The organism is Thermosipho melanesiensis BI429 (assembly GCF_000016905.1).
In the GTDB taxonomy this organism is placed as follows: domain Bacteria; phylum Thermotogota; class Thermotogae; order Thermotogales; family Fervidobacteriaceae; genus Thermosipho; species Thermosipho melanesiensis.
Map to the genome: position 1 here is coordinate 369502 of NC_009616.1, position 21316 is coordinate 390817.

Here is a 21316-nt window from a genome sequence, read left to right on the forward strand (position 1 = left end):
TTGACCAGTTAATTCTTCCAAAAATCTCTTTGTCTTATCATCTACTTCCCTTACATTATTTCTAAATTTTTTGATTTGCTTCATCAATTTTTTATGCTGGAGTTATTTTATGCTTCAATGAAACTATAATACCTAAAACAAGCAAGATAATTGGAAAAATACAAAAACAATCCTCAACCAAAGCAACGTCACTTCAGTTTGAGGTAGATTTGGAACACAACCTATTAAGATCCAAAAGCAGTCCTAACAAAAGTAAGATAATTGCTTGAACAACCTTTCTAATAAAGGGCATCTTTCCAGAATAAAGACGTAATTTTCAATTCTTAGCCTGCTAATAGCATAATTCATAGATTCAAATATTCCAACAAACCAAGGTCTATCCTTTGCAAGTTCTGAACCGGTAAGAAGTTCTACTTTTGCAGGAGTCATTCCGACCTTCACTAATTTTTACCTGCTTTATACGAAGTCACCAGTAAGCAAATTCAGCAACAGCTTTTTTGTTTTTAGATACATTCAGAATGCCCAACCCCCAAGTTCCTCTAACTTGCTTTCTTCGCATCTCCTACAGGTGGTACTGAATAAATTATCTTACCATCTACTAATGATTTTTCTAGATTTTCATGAGCCGGAATTATTGCTAGCCATTGGAACATTGAAAATACTTTGCCCTGATTAAATATTGCTATCCTTTCTGAATGCCCATAACTGTTTGCGCCGGGACATAATTCAATAATTCTTTATACATTTCCATTGCCTTTTTTTATTAAGAACAACTTTATATGCACCTACATCTTTATAAAACTTTAATGGCATTGTTCCATATGTTTCAAACATCATCATTGCTTCACTAGTTAAACCTTCTGATGATTTTGTAAATGGTGCAAATTCATAAATTCATTTTGTTTTCAAAAATTTCACCATATCTATTAACTCATCAAATGTTTTTGGAATTCCCATTTCATAACCGTATTGTTTTTTGAACTCATCTTTGTATTCTTCTATCAAATCATATCTTGTCATCCACACATAAATATCGCCATTAATTGGCAATCCCATAATTTCAGCTCTCTACACAGAAGCAAAAAATACTTGGTCCAAAATCACCGTCAAATCCGGTTTTTTATAATAATTTCCTTCAGGCCAAAGTTAATAAGGTACCAACTTCATCTCTACTTTTATCCATATCTCTTTTTCAAATTCTGGAAGTTTCTCTAAAGCTGCTCTAGTAAGTTCATCATCCCACACTAAAACCTTTATGGTAGTTGCAGAAAAAAACTTAGTGTTAATAAAACAAGCAAAAAGATCAGCGACATCTTCATAAAAATTCCCCTTTCAAATTTATGGTAACGTTATCAGATAACGTTACCATATAACGTACGAATATAACATTCATTAAAACAAACACAAGTTTTAAATAACTATTTATCACTTGCCAAAACTAAAACACACAAACTATTAAACAAAAAATCTCTAAATAAATTGATGCTTAAAAAAGTCATTGACTAAAAAATTTTTTATGATATATTTTTTATGAAAGCCTTCAAACAAAGGCTTATTGACAAATAAAAGATTATATGGTATAATATATACTGCGCATGGGAGTTCCGGCGTAGCTCAATAGGCAGAGCGGGTGGCTGTTAACCACTAGGTTGGGGGTTCGAGTCCCTCCGCCGGAGCCAAAAAAGTAAGTCAAGATCTAAAGAACGGAGCTAAGGCTCCGCTTTTTATTATCATTAATAATATTCTAACTCTCAAAGAAGAAATTAAATTTTTAACCTTTCTTCTTCTATATTCGTATATCCTTTTGCATTTGAAGTATATATCTTTGTTTTCTTCTTTAAGTTATCTTTATCTTTTCGTTTCATTGCTCGGTAATACGTACTCTTTGAAATACCTGATATCTTACACAGTAATTCTAAACTAAATCTTTCTTTCAATTCATTTATTACTTCAATTTTTTTACTATTTCCTTCCTCTTCAGCTCGTAATCTTTCCATCTCTTCTTCAAAAGATTCTTTCTTTGGTTTACCTCTTTTACATTCTGCTTCACCATACAAAAGATAATTCTTAATCCAAAGACGAACTCTATCTGGCGAAATACCCAAAAGAGAACCAATAGTTTTCTTAGAAAGATTTTCTTCAATGAAAAAATTGAAAAATATGTTCATTTGATATAATATCATTGGAAGAATACAGTTAAAAAAATAAAATACATATTGTTCCCGGTATTAGAAGATGTTAAAATAATACTAATGTATAAGGGGTGAGATAGTGTTTTTTTACATTTTTTTGATAGTATTTCTTTTAAACACTATATGGGATACAGTTTTGTCTATTTGGAACGTGAATTACTCATCACGCAAAACAACAGTACCTGAAGTTTTAAGAGATAGGTTTTCAGAAGAGTATTTAAAAAACTCAAGCATGTATTTGAAAGATGTTACTATGGTAAATGTAATCTTAAATTTAATTAATACATTAATCTCTTTGATTTTTATTTTTTGGGGATTTACCTATTTTGAAAATTTTGTTTTGAAAATTACAGATTCTCTAATTTTGCAAGGATTATTCTTTTTTGGCATTATCTGGATAATTTACAAAATCCTTTCCTTACCTACGGAGATTTACAGAAATTTTGTAATAGAGGCTAGATACGGCTTTAATACTATGACACCAAAAATTTTCGTTTCAGACTTTCTAAAAAGTTTGTTAGTTACAGCTATATTATTTATTCCATTAATAAGTTTTCTTCTTTGGATACTTGAAACTGATAACAACTGGTGGTGGAAGATATCTATATTTTTTGTTGGTTTTCAACTTTTGATGTTGTTAATTTACCCTTTGTATTTGGCACCACTTTTTAATAAATTTACACCACTTAAAGATGAAAAATTGAAGGAAAAGATAAAAGATATTTTAAAGAAAGCTTCTATAAATATCAGTGAAATATACGTTATGGATGCATCTAAGAGAACTAAAAAGAAAAATGCGTTTTTAACTGGAATGGGAAAATCTCGAAGACTAGTTTTGTTTGATACAATATTGAACTATCCTGAGGAAGAAATTTTAGCGATAATAGCTCATGAATTAGGACATTATAAATACAAGCACATCCCAAAATTGCTAGGATTAAATTTGATATTCTATACCTTTGTGTTTTACCTTGTAAATTTGGTTTATAACTATCTGGCAAAAGGAAATATTTTTAACGTTTCACAGCCATACTCTTTGTTTGTTTATTCTTTTTTATTTATAGAATCACTAATATTTTTCATGCTTCCATTATTAAACTACTTACAAAGAAAATTTGAATATCAAGCAGATGAATTTTCCGCAAAAGTTATTGGGAGTAAATACATGATATCTAGCTTAAAGAGGATAATAAAGGAAAATTTGATTAACCTAAATCCCTTACCGTTATATAAAATATGGCATTTCAATCATCCCTCACCTGAAGAAAGAATAAAAAAGTTATTACAATTTTCGGAGTGATAAAATGAGAAATATATTAAAACGTATTTTTGTTCTAATTTCAATGATTTGAATAATTTTCAAACCTTTGGGAATTATTTTCAGTCAGGCTATGGAAGAATAGTTATTGGTAGTGGCACATGGATAGCACCAAATGTAGCTATAATAACACAAATCACAATCTAAGCAATTTAGATGAACATCCACCGGAAGAGGATGTAATAATTGGTAAAAATTGTTGGCTAGGCATTAACTCCGTTATATTGCCTGGTGTTATTTTGCGGCCAAGAACTATAGTAGGTGCAGGAAGTGTTGTAACAAAAAGCTTTCCTGAGGGAAACTGTATAATAGCTGGAAATCCCGCAAAATTAATTAAAAAGTTAAATTGTAAAGATTATGGAGGAAAATAGGTGTCCATAAAAAAATCTAGTACTATATTATTAGTTTCTAGGTTTGTAAAAACGTTAATAGATATAATTTCTGTAATGATTTTGTCAAGATACTTAGAGATTGCAGATTATGGGATATACAGACAAATAGTAATATCCCAACAATTGGTAGTTAGTGTACTTACACTTGGAATTCCAAATGCCGCTTTGTACTATCTATCTTCAAAAAAAGAGAAAGAATATTTGATAAATTTGTATACAATGTTATTTTCAATATCTTTTCTAGTATTGTTAATATCACCAATATTAACAAACTTGTTTTATTTGAATTTTAAAGTGATTTTTTTTAGAAAAAATGAACTAATTATAGGCCTGATATATAGTCTTAGTATATTTTCTTCAGTAGCAGAAAATGTATTAGTTGCATTAAATAAGATTAAAAATGTTGCAGTTTATGCGTTAATACCTACAACATTCTGGCTTGTAGGTTTATTGGTATTATATACATCCAAATATACGGTACAAAACATATTAACATTGATGATTTTGAGATATCTTGTGGGGATAATACTGCTAGTAATGTTTACATATAAAGAAATAAATTTTCGATTTTTAAATATAAAAAAAATAAGAGATATCCTAGTGTTTGGAATACCAATAGGACTGTCTTCGATGTTAGGAATATTGAATAAAAACGTAGATAAACTAATAGTGGGATATTTTGTAAATAATACAGATTTTGCAGTATTTTCAAATGGAGCATACGAAATACCATTTTTGTCATTAATAACTTCATCTTTATATACAGTATTAATACCACAGATGGCAAAATTAAATGAAATAAAAGATACAAAAAACATAAAAAAACTTTGGTTACGCGCGGGAAACATAATGATAACAATAATGATTCCGCTAGCAAGTACGTTTATCTTTTTTTCAAAACCATTTATATTGTTTATGTTTTCAAATAAATATTTAGATTCAGTTGAATATTTTAGAATATACCAAATAATGTTGTATTTTAGAATATACGTCTATGGTTCAGTATTTGTAGCAACAAAAAATAGCAAACTTTATTTAACCAATGCACTTTATTCGCTAGTTTTTAATTTTGTTTTGGATATTTTATTAGTAATAAAATTTGGTCCCTTAGGAGCAGTAGCAGCAACGGTTATGACAACTGTATTTTCAATATTCTTACAATTAAAATATATAAAAGACATATTAAAGATAAAGTTTGTAGAAGTATTTCCATGGAAGAATTGGATATTAGCAATAGCTTTAACAATCTTAATCAACTCAGTTTTATATACAATATACCATTTAATTTCTAATAACGTATATATGGGACTTTTATTTATGATGATGTCATTTATTTTATCATTTTATGTGTTATCAAAAAAAGTTAATGGGGAGATTTTAGATTATTCCGTTTCAATCCTAAAGAAGATGTTTAAAAATAAGGAGTGAATTTTTTGAAAATATTTATTGTAGGATACACACATTCAAAGTACGATAAGAGAGTATTTAAAACAGTAAAGCTTTTGTCAAAAAGCAATCAAGTTATATACCAATACCTCACCTTTGATGACGAAAAAGTTCACAAAAACGGAAATATAATCTTTGTTCCAGTGACTTATAAAGCTAAAACAAAAAAGTATTTTGGAAAAACTAGTACTTTAATCAATAATTTTTCATCTATTAAAAAATTTGATAGAAAGATTTTTGATATGATAAAAACATTTGATTATGACATAATATATTTCCATTATTTTTTAGTTTCTATGCCGGTAAAGGCTTTTAAAGTCGCAAAAAATAAGGGGAAAAAAGTTGTGTATGATTTACACGAATACCACCCTGAAAATCATTTTAAAAATTTAAAAGGTTTGGCAAAAAAGGTTAAAGAAAAACTAATGTGGAAGGTTATAAAAAACCAATTTTTCTTTTCAGATAAATTGATTTTTGTGTCAGAAGAGGCAAGAAATGATATGTTAAATATTTTAAAAACACATAAAGATAGTATTGTAATACCAAATTATGCAAATATTAAATTAAAATCTCCTGAAAAAATAAAGGAGATTGTAATTGTTGGAAAAACCCCACGGAATATTCAAAATGAAAGAGAGATATTAAAAAATTTAAACAAAGAAGGCTTTAGTATTAAGATTGTGGGTATAAAAACAAACATACTTAATGATATACCATGTAAATATACAGATGTTCTACCATACGATAAAATGATGGTAGAAGTTTCAAAATCCGCCTTTTCACTTATTTCATATAAATCGTTTGGTCAAGAATATAAAAACTATATTTATTCTTTTCCTCATAAGTTTTTTGATTCAATTGCAGCAGGGACACCTGTTATTGTAAACAGGAGTTTTGTTTCTATGAAGAATGAAGTAGAAAAGTATGGAATTGGTATAGTTATTGAACCTCAAAACGTAAAAGAATCCGTTCGGAAAATATTAGAAGCATATAAAAATTACGAAAAATTTCTTGAAAATATAGAAACATACAAAGATAGATATGTTTGGAACAAAGAAAAAGAAGAAAAATTCATAAAATTTATTTTAGATTAATATTGGAGGAATAGCATGAAATTGATATTTGTAGCTTTAGATTTGAGAGATCATCCAAGTTCAATTGGACCATCTTTGAAAATAAAACAGCAGTGTAATGCTTTTGAAGAACATGGTTTTGATGTTTACGAACTTATGGTTGAAAATAGATTTTTGTATATTAGAAGAAAAGACCATAAAGAAAAAATATACAGCTTTAAAAAGAAATGCTTGCTAAAACAAAGTGACAATCCCATTTTAAGACGGTTTAAATTTCTATTGAGGATGTCTAAAATATTAGATATCTTAGTTGATTTCATTAAAAAAGAAGATATAAATATTACATATGTAAGAAATCTTTTGCCGTGGAATCCCATATCTCTTAGGTTTATAAAACAAGTTAAAAAATTAAAGAATGTTCTAGTATTAGACGTTCCTACATATCCATACAAAGATGAACTATCTAACATTAACAGATTTGTAGATGAAATGTTTAATAGATTTGTGGGAAAGTATGTAGACATCATTGTAACCCCTTCAGATGAAAAAGAGATATACGGTGTAAAAAGCTTAAAAGTGACTAACGGAATAGAGGTCAATAGATTTAAAGTAAAAAATTCTATAAAAAAGGTAGAACGTTTAGATTTAATTGGTGTGGCAAACGTATCTAGATGGCATGGATATGATAGAGTAATAAGAGGAATATACGAGTATAATAAAAACTTTCCCAAGTCAAAAGTTTATTTTCATATTGTTGGCAATGGAAAAGAACTTTATAATTTGAAGAAATTAACAGTTGATTTGAAACTTGAAGATTTTGTAAAATTTCATGGTTTCAAGGTTGGAGACAAATTAGATAGGCTGTTTGATTTATGCGACATTGCAATTGGTTCTTTGGGAATGCATAGAATTGGATTGAGAAAATCTAGTGTTCTCAAAGTTAGAGAATATTGTGCACGTGGAATTCCATTTGTATTATCTTCAGATGATGAAGATTTTGAAAATTTTGAATTTATGTTGAAAGTTCCAGCTAATGAATCTCCAATAGACATAGATGAAATTTTAAATTTTTACAAAGAAATAAAAGAAAAAGATTACGTTAAACTTATGAGAAATTATGCCATGAAAAATTTAAGTTGGAAGAGTAAATTAAAAAGACTGGTAGATGAAATAAAAAATCTAATGTAATTTTTGGATAAAATCATATTTTTCTTTAAGATTATTTTCTAATATGTATTCTTTTAGGTAAATTTTTTCTGAAGTTTTCTTCATGTTATCTATTTTTTCCTTATCCAAAGATAAAAATTTTTCAATTGCAAGAGATATAGTTTCTGGAGATAATTTATCTACTAGTATAGCATTTTCTTTTGCAATTTCACTTATTCCCCCCACATCCGTTGCAATAATGGGAAGTTTCGCAGCACAAGCTTCCATCAATACTACAGGTAAACCTTCACTGCGACTTGTTAATATAAAACAATCACTGTTTTTAAGCTCTTTAGCTAATTGCTCTTTATTTATCCATGAATTTAAAGCTATATAATTTTCCAATCTTTTTTTCTTTACGTATCTTTTTAATTTTTTGTATAGTTTTCCCTTACCAAAAATTTTAAAGTGTATATTTTTAATGTTTTTTTCGTAAACTAAATATTCTATTGATTTTAATAGCAAATCAACTCCTTTAACCTTTATATATCCTGAAACAGATATAAATTCAGTTTTATTGTTAGCTTTTTCTATGTTTTTATTTTTCAATTTATTGTAGAAATCAATACTTACTCCTAGCCTAAATACCTTTATTTTATCAGATGGCACTTTAAATCTCTCAACTAAATATTCTTTGTTTTTCTCTGAAATTGTTAAGACATACTTGCATTTCTTAATTATTTCTTCCAAGTTTTTCGGCGGATGAATATAAATATCAGAACCATGTCCTTGACAAATGAATTTTGTATCGGTGATTTGGTTTAAGATATACGCAATTACCGTAGCTCTTGAAAGCCAATATGAGAAAATAATATCTTCATTTTTTAATTCAATATTTCGTACAATACTGAGAGCTATAAGATATGAATATATGTTTCTCAAAAAATCCTTTAAATTTTTAGAAAAAACAAGCTTTAGGGTAGTAAAGTACCTTTTAAAAAACTTTCTTTTTTTAGGAAATAATAATTCAAGTACACCTGAAAAAATACTAAGATTTGTTATCTTTTTATCTTTTTTCTTGATTTTTGAAAAACTTAAAATCTTAATATTATCATAGTTTTTTAATGCGAAATTTATTTCGCTTGAGTTAAATGTTTCAAATTTTTCTGGGTAAGAGTTTGTCAATATGTAGATTGTTTTTTTTAACACCTTATCCTCCTAATACATTAATTAAAAATTCTTCAAATTGTTCCGATAAAACATCCCAATCTCTGTGCTTTTTTATGTATTCTACGTTATTCTTTCCCATTTTTTCAATCTTATCTTTGTCTAAAATCTTTTTTAATGCAAGGGACAACGAAGTACAATCTTTGGGAGTGAAAAAAATAGCCCCATTTGTATTTTTTAGTATAAGATTTTTTTGATCCACGCTTAATATAGGCTTACCACTTGCCATGTAGTCCAAGAGTTTGTAAGAACTAAAAGCAGGGTATTCAGTATTTTTAAAATATTTCAATGAGAAAAGTAAAACATCGGATTTTTCCTTAAGAAGATAAGGTATACAACTTTTAGAAATAGGATTAAGAAAATATACATTTTTTTCATTTTTTGCCATGTTTATTAGCTTTTGTTTTTCAGTCCCACTTCCAATAAATATAAAGGTAAATCTATTTTTTAAGTTTTCTTCAAGTTTTACAATACACTTTAACACATCTTCAAGACCATTGGATGGATTATGAGAACCAGTATATACGATTTTAATTGTCTTATTTTTGAAACATGGGATTTCATCCAAATTTTTACAAGGATAAGGTTGAAAGAAGTTTGCTAGTGAAACACCATTAGGTATTATCTTCATCGGTATTTTTTTCGAGGTTATTGATTTAAGGTGTTTTTCTATTGATGGAACCAAAGATATAACACCTGATGATCTAGTATAATATTTTTTAGACATGTATTTAAAAAAAGGTACTATAGGATGGTTTCGAGATATCAATCCAGCTTCTATTAAATCATCTGGCCATACATCTCTAAGTTCAATTAGAAGTGGTATATTTTGTTTTTTTGAAATATAGTTTCCCAGTTTCCATGAAAATGGATGAGGTGAAGATGCAACAACAATATCAAATTTTTCATTTTTTAGCTTTTTACCATTTTTGTAAAAATCATAGGAAGAAAGAAACCTACTCAAACCATTTCCTCTATATTTCCTTGTTTTTATTATTTTAAAGATTACACCTTCTTTTTCAAAATCATTTTCAACTAAACTATTCCAATCCTTTTTCAAAAGATGGGAATAATTACCTACTGCTATTGTTATTTTATGGCCTTTTTTTACAAGTCTTTTACCGATCTCAAAATGTCTTGTTTCTGCACTGCTTAACTCTGGAATACTTGCATAATGATTTAATATTAAAATTTTCATAACTTTTCCTCCAAAATCTTTCCAATTTTTTCTCCCGCATTGCCATTTCCATATAGATTTTCTGGATAATTTATGGGAGTTTTATTGAATACTTTTTCGTATAGGTCCTCTTCTGTTGCAAGTATATTCCATTTAGCTTCTATTAATTCTCTCCAGCCTGTATCTGGCATTAATACTACTGCTTGCCTTCTTGCAAAATAACTTTCTTTTTGCAAGCCCCCACTGTCCGTTATTATCTTCCATGATTTTTTAACAAGTCCCATTAGATTTAAATAATCAATTGGATCTATAACAATTAAATTTTTAAGATACTTTTTCAAGCTGAATTCACTTATTCTTTTTCTTGTTCTCGGATGGATAGGAAAAACTATTTTCTTTTCCTTTGAAATTTTATTTAACTCTTTTAGTATTTTTTCAAGTTTTTCCTTCCTATCTACATTAAAATCCCTATGTAATGTTAATAGTATATATTCGTTTTCTCTTAACTTTAATTCTTCATACACATCATATCTAAATCTTTCTTCCATTAAAAGATACAAATCATACATAACATCTCCTACAAAATACACTCCATCTATTATGTTTTCTTTTTCCAAATTCTCCACAGCTATTTTTGTCGGACAAAATAAATAGGTTGATATATGGTCCGTTAGTACTCTATTAATCTCTTCAGGCATATCTTTCGGTTTTTGCCTTATCCCAGCTTCTATATGTGCAACTGGTATTTTTAGTTTGGCTCCAACAATTGCACCAGCAAGTGTTGTATTGGTATCTCCATATACCAATATTAAGTCTGGTTTTTCTTTCATCACTACTTTCTCAAATTCCATCATTATCTTACCTGTCATTTCTCCATGTAACCCCGAACCAACGTTTAAAAAATATTCAGGTTTTTTAATATCAAGTACCTGAAAAAACACATCTGACATGTTAAAGTCATAGTGCTGTCCTGAATGTATCAAAACTTCTTTTATGTTTTCATATTTTTTCAATTCATTGTGTATAACTGCTTCTTTAATAAACTGTGGCCTTGCTCCTACTAGTGATACTATTTTCATCCTTCCACTCCTTGTTAGATTTTTTCACAGAAAATTATATCATAAACACTTTTAAAGTATTCTTTTGGAAAAATATCTTGTTTCATCTATAAATTGAAATTTTTCTACAAATTTTTTAGAGTTTGTTTTTTCGAAAATGAGGTAAAAAATTTCATTTTTTAAAGTCCTTTGATGAGTAATTTCTAAAAATCTTTCGAAAATGAATATCAATTCATTTTCATATTTTTTGAAATTAAAGTTTCTCAAAAAGTTTTCCCAATCTTTTTTTATACTTTCTACATCCGTTGCGATCATTTCTTCTTCTCTGTCTTGACTATATATTAATCTGGTTCGAATAAAGGCTGTTAATAGGTAAAAACTTGGATTGTCTGGGGCACTTTCAAGAAACCTTAATATGTTTCCATATAGATTTTTAATTTTTTCTACTTTTTTTGTTTGAATTACCGTTAAAAGTTTAAACAAAGTTTCAAAATCAAGTTCTTTATACAGTTTCCAAAGCTCTCTTGAAAATGTGGTTTCTTCAAAATAATTTAGTATATATTTTTTTATTTCATTCTCGCCTTTTGCATGCCTTGCCATTTCAATTAAGGCAAAAAGTGCTCTTCGTCTTTGTTTTTCAATCTCTGAATAGATGAACTTTACAAGTGTTTTTATGTAAAACTTATACGATGACTTTAAATCACTATATGGACTTTTTTGCACTTTAAACTCATTTTCACCTAATGAGTATCTTGTAACGTAATTAAATAAATTTTTGTATACGTTATTTTCGGATAAAAGTTCCATTTTTATTTCAAATGTTATTTGGGTATCGTACTTTACCGTATAGTCCTTAACAACACCAAGAATGCTTAACCTATGTAATATTTTTTCAAATATGATTTTACTCCTTCCTTCTAGTGAAACTGTTATGTACACATTTTTATATTTTTGCAATGTGGGAAAAACTTTTTCCAAAAAATTAATCACTTTCTCTGATTCTTCATTTTCACCAACAAATGAAGATTTGTGAAAAAATACTTGCGTTGTTACATCATCTTTTATATCTTTCATTTGTTCATTATATAATTTAATAGCATAGTCTGCACTTTTGCTAATATCCAATACAGCATTTGTTATATTTTCATCTTTTTCTGTGAATATAAGGTAGCAAAATGCTGGGTTTCTATCTCTTCCTGCGCGTCCTGCTTCCTGATAAAATGCTTCAAGTGACGAAGGTAGTGTATAGTGTATGGTGTATCTTATATTTGGTTTGTCAATACCCATTCCAAAAGCCTTTGTCGCAACAAGTAAAGAAACCTTATTTTCTTTAAACTTCTTTTGAGTTTTTAAATTCTTTTGGGCATGTTCTTTTTCACTTAACCTTGATTTTTTTGGCACTTTTCCAGAATATGTTAAATGGTGAATGCCAAGACTTTTTAAAATTGTGGATATATGTTCCGTTCCGTTTTCACCATCTACAGTTGATGAAAAGATAATTCCTGCTATATTATTTTTCCCAAATTTTTTTGGAAGGTTTGTTAAGAGAATTTTTTTTAGTATTTTTTCTTTATTAGATGTTTTGTAGATTATAAAATGAAGTTCTTTTCTATCAAATGACTTGGGATATATTTTTGCACTATTAGAGAAGATTTCCAATTCCTTTTGAATATCGTTTAATACCGCATATGATGCGGTCCCAGTTAGAGCTAAGATTTTTGGTTTGTAATTATTTTTTTGTGTAATAAGTCTGATATTTTTAGAAATGTTTAAATATGAAGGCCTAAAATCATGACCCCATTCTGAAACACAATGCGCTTCATCTATTACAATAAAAGGAATAGTAGTTTTTTCGGAAAGTGCACTTAGACTTTTTCTGAAATCCTTTATTTGTAATCTTTCAGGAGCAATAAATAAGAATTTATAATTTCCATCTTCAAGCTTTTTTAGTATCTTATCTCTTTTTGAACGTTCAAGATCACTATTTAGATATGCACAAGAATTAATTCCCAATTTTTCAAGATTGTCTACTTGATCAACCATAAGTGATTTGATAGGGTCTATTACAATTATTATTCCAGGTTGTAAAAGTCCGCTCAATTGATAGCAAAGAGACTTCCCACCACCTGTAGGTAAAAGTCCAATAGTATCGTTTAGAGAAAGAATTCTTTTTATAATCTTAAGTTGGCCTTCTCTAAATTCTTCTTTAAAAAATACGTTTTGAAGAATAAATTTTAGGGCATTTTCTTTTTCTTTGTTGCTTTCATTTGCTTTGAAAAATTTTATCGGTTTAAAGTTGTAAAATCTTGGAAGTGTATTATCCATTTCAGTTTGTTGGATGAATATGTATGGTGCTCCTATTGTCAATGGTTGCCTTTTTTTAAAGCCTATATCAATAACTAAGTCAAAGTTATTGAATTTGTTTTCTGGATTATTAAAAATTTTAACATTGAATTTAGGAAATGTATATTCAAGAAGTTTTGATATATTTTCCATGTATAAGTATAAATCCTTTATTGCAATATGAGAAAAGGATATATCTCTTTCAATAATCGCAATATTAAGGTTTTCTTCGGTTAGTATACCGTTTACTATGGAAAATATAATTACCCTGTGCAACCATGCAGAAAGAATGGCTTTATAATTATCTTTGGTGTTTTCAAAAAGATATTTTGAGGCAAATGTGGGAATTCCTCTCATTATTATGTTATTAACTATCTTTGCCGTGAGTATAAAATTATTATCCACAACTTTATTTTTTGATATATTAAACGTTTTTATTTCATATGAAAAACCTGTTATTTTCATACTTTCATCAAAAATATAGGCTGCTTTATCATAATAGGTATTTTTTTGTATTTTTTTCTTAGTTTGAAAGTCGTATGTTTTTCCTAAAAATACACCAATAACATTTTCTGCTCCAAATTCAACAAGCTTATTTGCTATGGTAATAAAACTATTTCCAGTTGTTATGATATCATCAAAAAGTAGTATAGTTTTGCCTTTTATTTTTTTCTTGTTGATGGATATGTATTCTATAATATTTCCTTGGAATTTTTCAAAGTGTTTGTTTCTTCTATTTTTTTTATTTTGGATGTAGGAAAAGCCATTTTCAAAATTTAGTTTTTTTGAAAGAGTTTTTGTAAAATATTTAAACCTTTTTTCTGTATCAACAAAATTAGATGCTGGAATAGCACATATCACAGGTTTTTTTACATTCACATTCTTTAAAAGTTTTACAAACACAGATGCCATTTTTTCAGAGATTTCTTTATTTCCTTTTTTGAACTCATATACAATATTTCTAAAAACCCTATCCTCAAACTCTATGTCTTCATCGCGAAATTTATTTCTTGGAAAGTAGGTCTTTAATGCAAAGAATTTAAAGTTATCTATTGCACTACTGTATTCAAAATTATCAAAGACAATATTGTTTAAATTTGTGGAGTTATCAAAATAACATTGTTCTATTTTAAACACAAAATCCCCCCATATAGCATAATAATATAGTATAATATTAAGTGTTGTATTTTTATTATACATTATTGGGGGAAAAATATGTTGTACAGTGATATTCATTACATAGCCTTTAGTATTATTAGTTCAAAAGTAAACAATTATCCCGTTTTCAACCATAAAAATCTTTCGAGATTATTTTTTTTAAGTTTGAAAAATAACATAAATCTATTCATGTTATCTGAAAAACAACTACGAGAATTTTTGTATACACACAAAGAAAAAATATTTTCAAAAAGACAAAAGGATGTAGAAAAGTTAATAGAAAGATTTATATTGATTTTTGAAGATAAAAACCTTCTTAAACAGGCAGAAAGCGAAAAAAAGCTCTGTTTTGAAGAGGAAATTCAATATGTGGTGTATGAAAATGCTACATATCCAAAAAAATTACATGCTCTAAGAAAACTAGATCATCCTGTTTATGTTTTGTTTTACAAAGGTTATTGGAAAGATTTCGATAAATTAAAAATAGCTGCGATAATAGGCTCAAGAAATACCAGTAGTGAAGGTTTGGTTTTGGCTAAAAGTTTAGGAAAAGAGCTTTCAATGAACAAGATATACAACATCAGTGGATTAGCTTTAGGTGCAGATGCCGCAGGACATGAAGGAAGTATGGGATTTACAGGGGCTGTTTTAGGACAAGGGTTAAGTAAAATAGAGAAAAGGTTGTATCCAAAGGAGAATATAAAATTACTCTTCGACATATTAAATAAAGGGATTGTTTTATCAGAAATTCCACCAAGTAAAAAGCCTATAAAATATTATTTTTTATGCCGAGATAGAATAATATCAGCTTTGGCAGATAGTGTAATTGTGATTGAGTCTAGAAAAAAAGGTGGTACGATGAAAACATTTCAATATGCAGCAAGTCTTAACAAAAAAATTATTGTCTGGAAAAAAAACATTGACGGTAATTTATTCTTATTGAAAAAATACAATGCACATTCCTTTAAACAATACTTTGAAGTACCTAAAATAATAAATAGCCCCATAAATGGGGCTATGTTGTTTTAGGCTCATACACCTCTTTGGGGGCGATAAGTAAAAACACAAATGTTATTAGAGAAGTTAATATTGTCGCAAAAAGAAAGATAAAGTGTGCAGCAATATGGTCCAATAAAAAGCCGTATATCACTGCACCTAAAGGAACCATAATTTGTGAAAATACCTCCAATGTGGAAAATACTCTTGACCTTATATCAGAGGGGGTCATGAGTTGTAAATTTGTCGATATTGGAACGTTAACCTGTACATTGAAAAAACCAAATGTAAAGTATATTGCAGCTGTCAACCAGAAAAATTGTAAAGTTGAAAATCTTGTTAAAACATCTGGGAAAATAAAGTATGTAAAAATAAAAAGTAAGGCAATTTCTACCGCAAGGCCTTGAATCATTAGTGGTTTATTTTTCATTTTACTAAAAAACGATATAAGCGCAATATTTCCCAACAGCATACCAATAGTAAAAAATGTTTGTACAAGACCGTATTGTTGTGCACTCATCTTAACAATCTGTCTTAATATATATGGTTCAACAACTTGAAGTAAAGGTGCAATTAGAAAATTTGTAAACATGGCAAATGTAAACAATATTTTTAAACTTCTCTTTTTCACAATAAAAACTAATCCCTCTTTAAATTCTATAAAAAAGGATTTGGCAGAAAGTTTTTCTTTTGTTTTAAATAAAGTGTTATATTCAATAAACATTTCACTAATTGCAGATAAGATAAAGGAAATACCGTTGAATAGAAAAACTAGAGAAATACCGAAGAATCCATATATTACCCCACCAAGAATAGGTCCAATTATCATTGAAAATGAATTTACCGTACCTAAAATGGAATTTGCCCTTCTAAGTTGTTCTTCTGAAACAATATCTGGTAGCATAGCACTAGTTGCAGCTCCGAAAAAGCCATCCAATACAGATACAATAGCCTGTATAATGAATAATATAATTAATTGTAGCATATTTCTAAAAGATAATATGTATAAAAGTATAATTAAGATACCTCTAATAAAATCAGTTAATACCATTATGTTTTTTCTATTGAATCTATCACCAATTACTCCTGAAAAAGGTGCAGCAAGGAGCCGTGGAAGAATCCCAAGAAGCGTAAATATTCCCATGGCTGTACCTGAGCCCGTTTTGTCTAGAATATACAATGGAATTGCAATCATTTGTATACCGGAACCAATTAGTGAAACAAGCCTTCCTAAAATAAAAAGCGTGAAATTTTTATTTAAGGTTATTTTCCTCACAAGACAACCCCCCGGTATTTAATTTTCCATTGCCGGAAATGGTTTCACAATGGACAAATCCAGCGTTTAGCGTTCCGTTTAGGATTATATCTTCTGCTGTTACATTACCTGTACTAATTGCGGCGTTTTCATCCACTTCTATATCTTCTGCATTTATGTTTCTACATTTTAATGTTCCGGAGACCTTCAATGTTTCAACATTTACATCGTCACAAGATACTCCACCTTTTATTTCCATATTTTCTGCAGATATATTTTTCCCGTGCAGTGCACCTAATACAGTAATTTCTTCTGATGAGATATTGTTACAATTTACTTTTCCCATTACTTTAATGTTGTTGACTCTTAAATCTGAACAATTTGCTTTCCCAAGCACTTCCAAATGTTCTGCGGTTATACTGTTTCCCTCAAAAAATCCATTAACTATCACTTTTTCTGCCTCAATATCATCATCTGTTTTAAATATATCATCTACAATTAAAACATCGTGTTTTTTCTTTTTTCTAAAATTTCCTTTTTTTACTTCAAATCCAGACATAAATGGTTTTATTATTTTAAATATCCCCTTTAAAAATAAGTTGTTTACCCTTGTAAGGCCTCCATACACTTTTGGAGGTGTCCCTTTTTCTTTACATGAAACCACATTTAATCCACCATGTATTACACCACCCTCCCAATTTACTTTTGAACCAACTACATTAAGATCACCGTCTATTTCACCTGAAAATGTTAGTTCCCCAAATACCACGGAACAATCTCCAAGAACTTTTCCACGTATAATTGCTTCTCCATTTACTATGTTTAGATCTCCTTTAAATTCCTCTCCTTCTTCTATTACCGTAACATCTCCCATTATTGGTTCTTCTGAATTATTCGTTTCGTAAAAATCATAGCCACGTTTTTCTTCGTTTTCTTTTTCCTTTATAGCTTTAATCAATGCTTCCGCATCTTCAACAGATATTTCCCCCTTTTTTAACGATTCAAGTACTTTTTTTATTTCATCCATTCTTTTCCCCTCCCTTTTTCTTTAAAATATTTAAAGCATCTTCTACAGAAATTATTCCTTTTTTGAGTTTCGAAAATATATCATCCGTTTCTTCCGAAGATTCTTCAAGAGGAGTAAGGCCCATCTTGTTAAGTAATTTGTCTAGTTTTCCCCTGAGGGTAAAATAACCTATTCCTGTAATTCTTTCCATTTCTTTAAGATTTCCTTTACTCCTTAAAAACAAAATAATGAATTTCATATCCTCTTCTTCTAAAAATGCAAGGGGAGAAACAGTAAACTTTCCAGAAACAATTACATCGTCATTTTGACACTTTAGTTGTGTTACTATCATTGTTTTTCCGCAAACAGGACATTTCGGTAACAATTTTTCACTCCTTTCAAATATTTTTTGATGTTGTTTAAAAAATTTTTGTGCAACTTCCGGAAAAAGGATAATTTTTTATCCGTATTACAAAAATTATTATACTCTTCTCAAAAAAATAAGTCAAGTACTTCAAAAATTTTGTTTTATTGACAACAAATTTATTTTTGATAAAATTACACTAGGAGAGATAGTGCCAATGTAGCTCAATCGGTAGAGCGGCGCATTCGTAATGCGTAGGTTGCGGGTTCGAGTCCCGCCGTTGGCTCCATTCCCCCTATTTTAGGGGGAATTTTTGTTTTGGTAAAATAATATGTGAGGTGATATATATGGAAAGAAGTGATTTTGTTGACAGGGTTATTATTTACGTAAAAGGCGGAAAAGGCGGAGATGGCTCTGCAAGTTTTAGACACGAAAAGTATGTCCCAAAAGGTGGACCAGATGGAGGTGATGGTGGTAATGGAGGTTATGTTTTTTTAAGAGCTAATAGCAATTTATCAACCCTTTTAACAGTTGCTGAAAAGAAAAAATATATTGCAGAAAATGGCGAAAATGGTAAGGGGAAAAAAATGCATGGTAGAAATGGAAAAGACATAATTATTGATGTTCCCCTTGGAACTGTTGTAAAAGATTTTGAAACTGGTGAAATAATAGCAGATTTGGATAAAAATGGAATGGTTGTTTGTGTCGCAAGAGGTGGAAAAGGTGGTAGAGGAAATGTTCATTTCAAATCTTCTACAATGAGAACCCCAAAGATTTCCGAGAGAGGAGCAGAAGGTGAGGAAAGAAAATTAATTTTAGAATTAAAACTTCTTGCTGATGTTGGGTTAGTTGGTTATCCAAACGTAGGAAAAAGTTCTTTTATATCTAAAATAAGTAATGCAAAACCTAAAATTGCAAATTATCCATTTACCACACTAATTCCAAACCTCGGAGTAGTCCAAGTTGATGATTTACAATTTGTAGTTGCGGATATTCCGGGGTTAATAAAAGGTGCAAGTAAAGGCGTGGGATTGGGAAACGTATTTTTAAGGCATGTTGAAAGATGTAGTGTAATCGTTCATATTGTTGATATTTCAGGTTTTGAGGGTCGAGACCCCGTAAATGACTATTTTGATATTAGAAGAGAATTGGAATATTTTAGTGAAGACCTTGCAAAAAAAGAAGAGATTATTGTAGCTAACAAGATAGATTTATTAAGTAAAGAAGAGTTAGAAGAAAGGATTCAAAAATTAAAAAATGCAACGGGAAAAGAGACTTTTCCAACAAGTGTGCTTACAGGTAAGGGAATAAGGGAAGTAATTTACAAAATGGCAGAAATGGTAAAGGAAAGTAAAAAGTTAAATGTTGAGGGTGAAATTGTAAACGAAAGGGTAAAACGACCCAAACCCATATGGAAAGAGTTACCTGAAAAGTTTGTTATTGAGATTAAAAGAGACGGTGATGACTTTGTGGTGGCAGGACCTTATGTAGAAGAGTGGGCAAAGAGGTTGAATTTAACCCAAAGAGATGGATACAACAAGTTCATGGAGTTGCTTGAAAAAAATGGCCTTGATAATAAATTGAGAGAGGCGGGTGCGAAAGATGGCGATACAGTTTGGATTGCCGGAAGAGCTTTTGAGTTTAAAGAATAGCTTAGTTATATACGGAGGCTCATTTAATCCGCCTCATAACGGACATATAATTATTGCGCAACTTGTAAGGGAAATGTTTAGGTTTGCGGATTTCCACGTGGTTACAAGTTCCACCCCACCTCATAAGAAGGTTGATGTGTCATTTAAAGAAAGATTTTTTTTAACAAAAAAGGCTTTTGAAAAAGTCGAGGGTATTACGGTAAGTGATATAGAACATAGGTTAGGCGGTGTAAGTTACGCAATTAACACTATTGAGTATTATGAAAAAAAATACTCACATATTTTCTTCCTCGTAGGAGAAGATGCACTATATTCAATTGAAAAGTGGTATAGGTATGAAGATATATTAAAAAAAGCACATATGCTTGTATATCCAAGGTTTAAAGATGAATTAGTATATAAAAAAGTAGAGAGAGTTTTGGAAAGTTTGTCAAATTCTATATACATCTTGAAGCTTCCGTTGATACAGATTTCTTCTACTGTTGTAAGAGAGAGAGCGATTAAAGGGTTAAGTTTGTATGGATTTGTTCCACAGCATATAATTTCATATGTGGAGGAGATATATGGTAATAGGTAAAGTAGGACTTGCTCCAATGGCCGGTATATCAAATTGGAGTTTTAGAACTTTATGTTTTAAATTTGGAGCTGAATTTGCATACACTGAAATGATTAGTGCAGAAAGCATAGTACGAAATTTAAAAATTAATGAAAAGTACTTTCCGAAGGATATAGAAAAAAAAAGGGTTGCAGTACAGATATTTGGTTCAGAGCCATACATAATGTCACAAGCAGCAAGTATGGTAGATGGAAAAGGCGCATGGATAGATATTAACGCGGGATGCCCTGTGAAAAAGGTGATAAAAAAAGGTGCAGGCAGTGCTCTTTTGAAAGACTTAAAAAAATTAAAAAAGATAATAGAAGGTGTTAAAAATAATGTGAAATCTAAGGTGTCTGTGAAGGTTAGATTGGGGTTTGACGAAGACAACTTTGAGAGGATTTACGATGCTGCAGTAGAAGCTGGTGCCGATATGATAGCAGTTCACGGTAGAACGGCCAAACAGATGTATTCAGGCCGTGCAAAGTGGCAGATAAAAAATAAAGGCTATATTCCTTTATATATTAATGGTGATATCTACAATAGTGATAATATAAAAATAGCAATGGAATTATCTGGAGCAGATGGAGTGTTAATAGCCCGTGGTGCAATTGGCAACCCTTGGATTTTTTCAAATATAACTCCTTCTATTTTTGAAAGAAAAAATGTGGTATTACAACACATCGATTTATTATATCTTGAGGTTGGTGATATTCGTGAGTTTAGAAAGTTTGTTGCCGGATATACAAAAGGGTTACCAGGAGCAAGGCAGTTTAGAGCAAAAGTGATGAAGATTGAAGAAATTGATGAATTAAAGATGGCATTTGAAGAATATTTTTTATCTATATCTAATTAAATTTTGCTTTATTTTTTGCAGGTTTATTTGTACAATTTTTAATGGTAATTTTTTTGTTATGG

The 21316-nt window shown here is 29.5% G+C and carries 19 protein-coding genes and 2 tRNA genes; 11 read left to right on the forward strand and 10 right to left on the reverse strand.

The features are described from left to right. Window positions 1-243 precede the first annotated feature (243 nt). Entirely contained in the window at window positions 244-441 is a 198-nt protein-coding gene (locus TMEL_RS01895) for a hypothetical protein (RefSeq protein WP_143610977.1), read from the reverse strand. Window positions 442-894: 453 nt separating this feature from the next. Continuing rightward, entirely contained in the window at window positions 895-1056 is a 162-nt protein-coding gene (locus TMEL_RS10250; RefSeq protein ID WP_012056588.1) for a hypothetical protein, read from the reverse strand. Window positions 1057-1603: 547 nt separating this feature from the next. On the opposite strand from TMEL_RS10250, the gene TMEL_RS01900 reads away from it, so the two are divergent. Continuing rightward, window positions 1604-1679, forward strand: a tRNA-Asn gene (locus TMEL_RS01900). An 84-nt stretch (window positions 1680-1763) separates the two neighbouring features. On the opposite strand, the gene TMEL_RS01905 is transcribed toward TMEL_RS01900, so the two are convergent. Continuing rightward, entirely contained in the window at window positions 1764-2168 is a 405-nt protein-coding gene (locus tag TMEL_RS01905; RefSeq protein ID WP_041425915.1) for a hypothetical protein, read from the reverse strand. Window positions 2169-2271: 103 nt separating this feature from the next. Between TMEL_RS01905 and TMEL_RS01910 the strand changes: the two genes are divergently transcribed. The 5 genes from TMEL_RS01910 to TMEL_RS01930 all read left to right on the forward strand — a co-directional run bounded on the left by TMEL_RS01910 (window position 2272) and on the right by TMEL_RS01930 (window position 7609). Further along, a complete protein-coding gene (locus TMEL_RS01910) occupies window positions 2272-3492 on the forward strand; it encodes a M48 family metallopeptidase (protein WP_012056590.1) in 1221 nt (406 codons plus the stop codon). Between the two features lie 119 nt (window positions 3493-3611). Further along, window positions 3612-3881, forward strand: coding sequence for an acyltransferase (locus TMEL_RS01915; RefSeq protein ID WP_049750424.1), 270 nt, complete (start codon window positions 3612-3614; stop codon window positions 3879-3881). Continuing rightward, window positions 3882-5330, forward strand: a complete 1449-nt coding sequence (locus TMEL_RS01920; protein ID WP_012056591.1) for an oligosaccharide flippase family protein — start codon at window positions 3882-3884, stop codon at window positions 5328-5330. It abuts the gene before it with no gap. Next, entirely contained in the window at window positions 5327-6442 is a 1116-nt protein-coding gene (locus tag TMEL_RS01925; protein WP_307777294.1) for a glycosyltransferase, read from the forward strand. Before TMEL_RS01920 ends, TMEL_RS01925 begins: the two co-directional genes overlap by 4 nt. Window positions 6443-6457: 15 nt before the next feature. Then, window positions 6458-7609 (forward strand): glycosyltransferase, encoded by a 1152-nt coding sequence (locus tag TMEL_RS01930; RefSeq protein ID WP_012056593.1) that lies wholly within the window; start codon window positions 6458-6460, stop codon window positions 7607-7609. Here TMEL_RS01930 and TMEL_RS01935 read toward each other — a convergent pair. Genes TMEL_RS01935 through TMEL_RS01950 form a run of 4 tightly spaced genes read right to left on the reverse strand, consistent with a single transcriptional unit; the run spans window position 7601 to window position 14509 of the window. After that, window positions 7601-8752, reverse strand: a complete 1152-nt coding sequence (locus TMEL_RS01935; protein WP_187145732.1) for a glycosyltransferase family 4 protein — start codon at window positions 8750-8752, stop codon at window positions 7601-7603. The genes TMEL_RS01930 and TMEL_RS01935 overlap by 9 nt on opposite strands. A 25-nt stretch (window positions 8753-8777) precedes the next feature. Continuing rightward, on the reverse strand, window positions 8778-9992 hold the full coding sequence (locus tag TMEL_RS01940; RefSeq protein WP_012056595.1) for a glycosyltransferase family 4 protein: 1215 nt from the start codon (window positions 9990-9992) through the stop codon (window positions 8778-8780). After that, on the reverse strand, window positions 9989-11050 hold the full coding sequence (gene wecB / locus TMEL_RS01945; RefSeq protein WP_012056596.1) for a non-hydrolyzing UDP-N-acetylglucosamine 2-epimerase: 1062 nt from the start codon (window positions 11048-11050) through the stop codon (window positions 9989-9991). The genes TMEL_RS01940 and wecB overlap by 4 nt, the downstream gene beginning before the upstream one ends. Before the next feature lie 51 nt (window positions 11051-11101). Then, window positions 11102-14509, reverse strand: coding sequence for a RecQ family ATP-dependent DNA helicase (locus TMEL_RS01950; protein ID WP_041425916.1), 3408 nt, complete (start codon window positions 14507-14509; stop codon window positions 11102-11104). A gap of 78 nt (window positions 14510-14587) precedes the next feature. On the opposite strand from TMEL_RS01950, the gene TMEL_RS01955 reads away from it, so the two are divergent. Then, on the forward strand, window positions 14588-15559 hold the full coding sequence (locus TMEL_RS01955) for a DNA-processing protein DprA (RefSeq protein ID WP_012056598.1): 972 nt from the start codon (window positions 14588-14590) through the stop codon (window positions 15557-15559). Here the strand turns inward: TMEL_RS01955 and TMEL_RS01960 are convergent. Genes TMEL_RS01960 through TMEL_RS01970 form a run of 3 tightly spaced genes read right to left on the reverse strand, consistent with a single transcriptional unit; the run spans window position 15546 to window position 18172 of the window. Beyond that, on the reverse strand, window positions 15546-16802 hold the full coding sequence (locus TMEL_RS01960) for an MFS transporter (RefSeq protein ID WP_012056599.1): 1257 nt from the start codon (window positions 16800-16802) through the stop codon (window positions 15546-15548). The genes TMEL_RS01955 and TMEL_RS01960 overlap by 14 nt on opposite strands. Further along, the gene (locus TMEL_RS01965) at window positions 16780-17808 is read right to left on the reverse strand and encodes a hypothetical protein (RefSeq protein ID WP_012056600.1); all 1029 of its coding nucleotides are present in this window, start codon (window positions 17806-17808) and stop codon (window positions 16780-16782) included. The genes TMEL_RS01960 and TMEL_RS01965 overlap by 23 nt, the downstream gene beginning before the upstream one ends. Next, entirely contained in the window at window positions 17801-18172 is a 372-nt protein-coding gene (locus TMEL_RS01970; RefSeq protein ID WP_012056601.1) for a DUF2089 domain-containing protein, read from the reverse strand. Before TMEL_RS01970 ends, TMEL_RS01965 begins: the two co-directional genes overlap by 8 nt. A 192-nt stretch (window positions 18173-18364) precedes the next feature. Between TMEL_RS01970 and TMEL_RS01975 the strand changes: the two genes are divergently transcribed. The 4 genes from TMEL_RS01975 to TMEL_RS01990 all read left to right on the forward strand — a co-directional run bounded on the left by TMEL_RS01975 (window position 18365) and on the right by TMEL_RS01990 (window position 21254). After that, window positions 18365-18440: transfer RNA gene (locus tag TMEL_RS01975), tRNA-Thr, on the forward strand. A gap of 58 nt (window positions 18441-18498) precedes the next feature. Then, window positions 18499-19803, forward strand: coding sequence for a GTPase ObgE (gene obgE, locus TMEL_RS01980; RefSeq protein WP_012056602.1), 1305 nt, complete (start codon window positions 18499-18501; stop codon window positions 19801-19803). Next, on the forward strand, window positions 19754-20380 hold the full coding sequence (gene nadD, locus TMEL_RS01985; protein ID WP_041425919.1) for a nicotinate (nicotinamide) nucleotide adenylyltransferase: 627 nt from the start codon (window positions 19754-19756) through the stop codon (window positions 20378-20380). The genes obgE and nadD overlap by 50 nt, the downstream gene beginning before the upstream one ends. Further along, on the forward strand, window positions 20367-21254 hold the full coding sequence (locus tag TMEL_RS01990) for a tRNA dihydrouridine synthase (RefSeq protein ID WP_012056604.1): 888 nt from the start codon (window positions 20367-20369) through the stop codon (window positions 21252-21254). The genes nadD and TMEL_RS01990 overlap by 14 nt, the downstream gene beginning before the upstream one ends. Window positions 21255-21316: the final 62 nt, after the last annotated feature.

Bases quoted from the DNA above. Each gene is read 5' to 3' on its own strand.
- TMEL_RS10250 (WP_012056588.1), bottom strand. From the start codon at position 1,056: ATGGGATTGCCAATTAATGGCGATATTTATGTGTGGATGACAAGATAT.
- TMEL_RS01905 (WP_041425915.1), bottom strand. From the start codon at position 2,168: ATGAACATATTTTTCAATTTTTTCATTGAAGAAAATCTTTCTAAGAAA.
- TMEL_RS01915 (WP_049750424.1), top strand. From the start codon at position 3,612: ATGGATAGCACCAAATGTAGCTATAATAACACAAATCACAATCTAAGC.
- TMEL_RS01930 (WP_012056593.1), top strand. From the start codon at position 6,458: ATGAAATTGATATTTGTAGCTTTAGATTTGAGAGATCATCCAAGTTCA.
- TMEL_RS01940 (WP_012056595.1), bottom strand. From the start codon at position 9,992: ATGAAAATTTTAATATTAAATCATTATGCAAGTATTCCAGAGTTAAGC.
- wecB (WP_012056596.1), bottom strand. From the start codon at position 11,050: ATGAAAATAGTATCACTAGTAGGAGCAAGGCCACAGTTTATTAAAGAA.
- TMEL_RS01955 (WP_012056598.1), top strand. From the start codon at position 14,588: ATGTTGTACAGTGATATTCATTACATAGCCTTTAGTATTATTAGTTCA.
- TMEL_RS01965 (WP_012056600.1), bottom strand. From the start codon at position 17,808: ATGGATGAAATAAAAAAAGTACTTGAATCGTTAAAAAAGGGGGAAATA.
- obgE (WP_012056602.1), top strand. From the start codon at position 18,499: ATGGAAAGAAGTGATTTTGTTGACAGGGTTATTATTTACGTAAAAGGC.
- nadD (WP_041425919.1), top strand. From the start codon at position 19,754: ATGGCGATACAGTTTGGATTGCCGGAAGAGCTTTTGAGTTTAAAGAAT.
- TMEL_RS01990 (WP_012056604.1), top strand. From the start codon at position 20,367: ATGGTAATAGGTAAAGTAGGACTTGCTCCAATGGCCGGTATATCAAAT.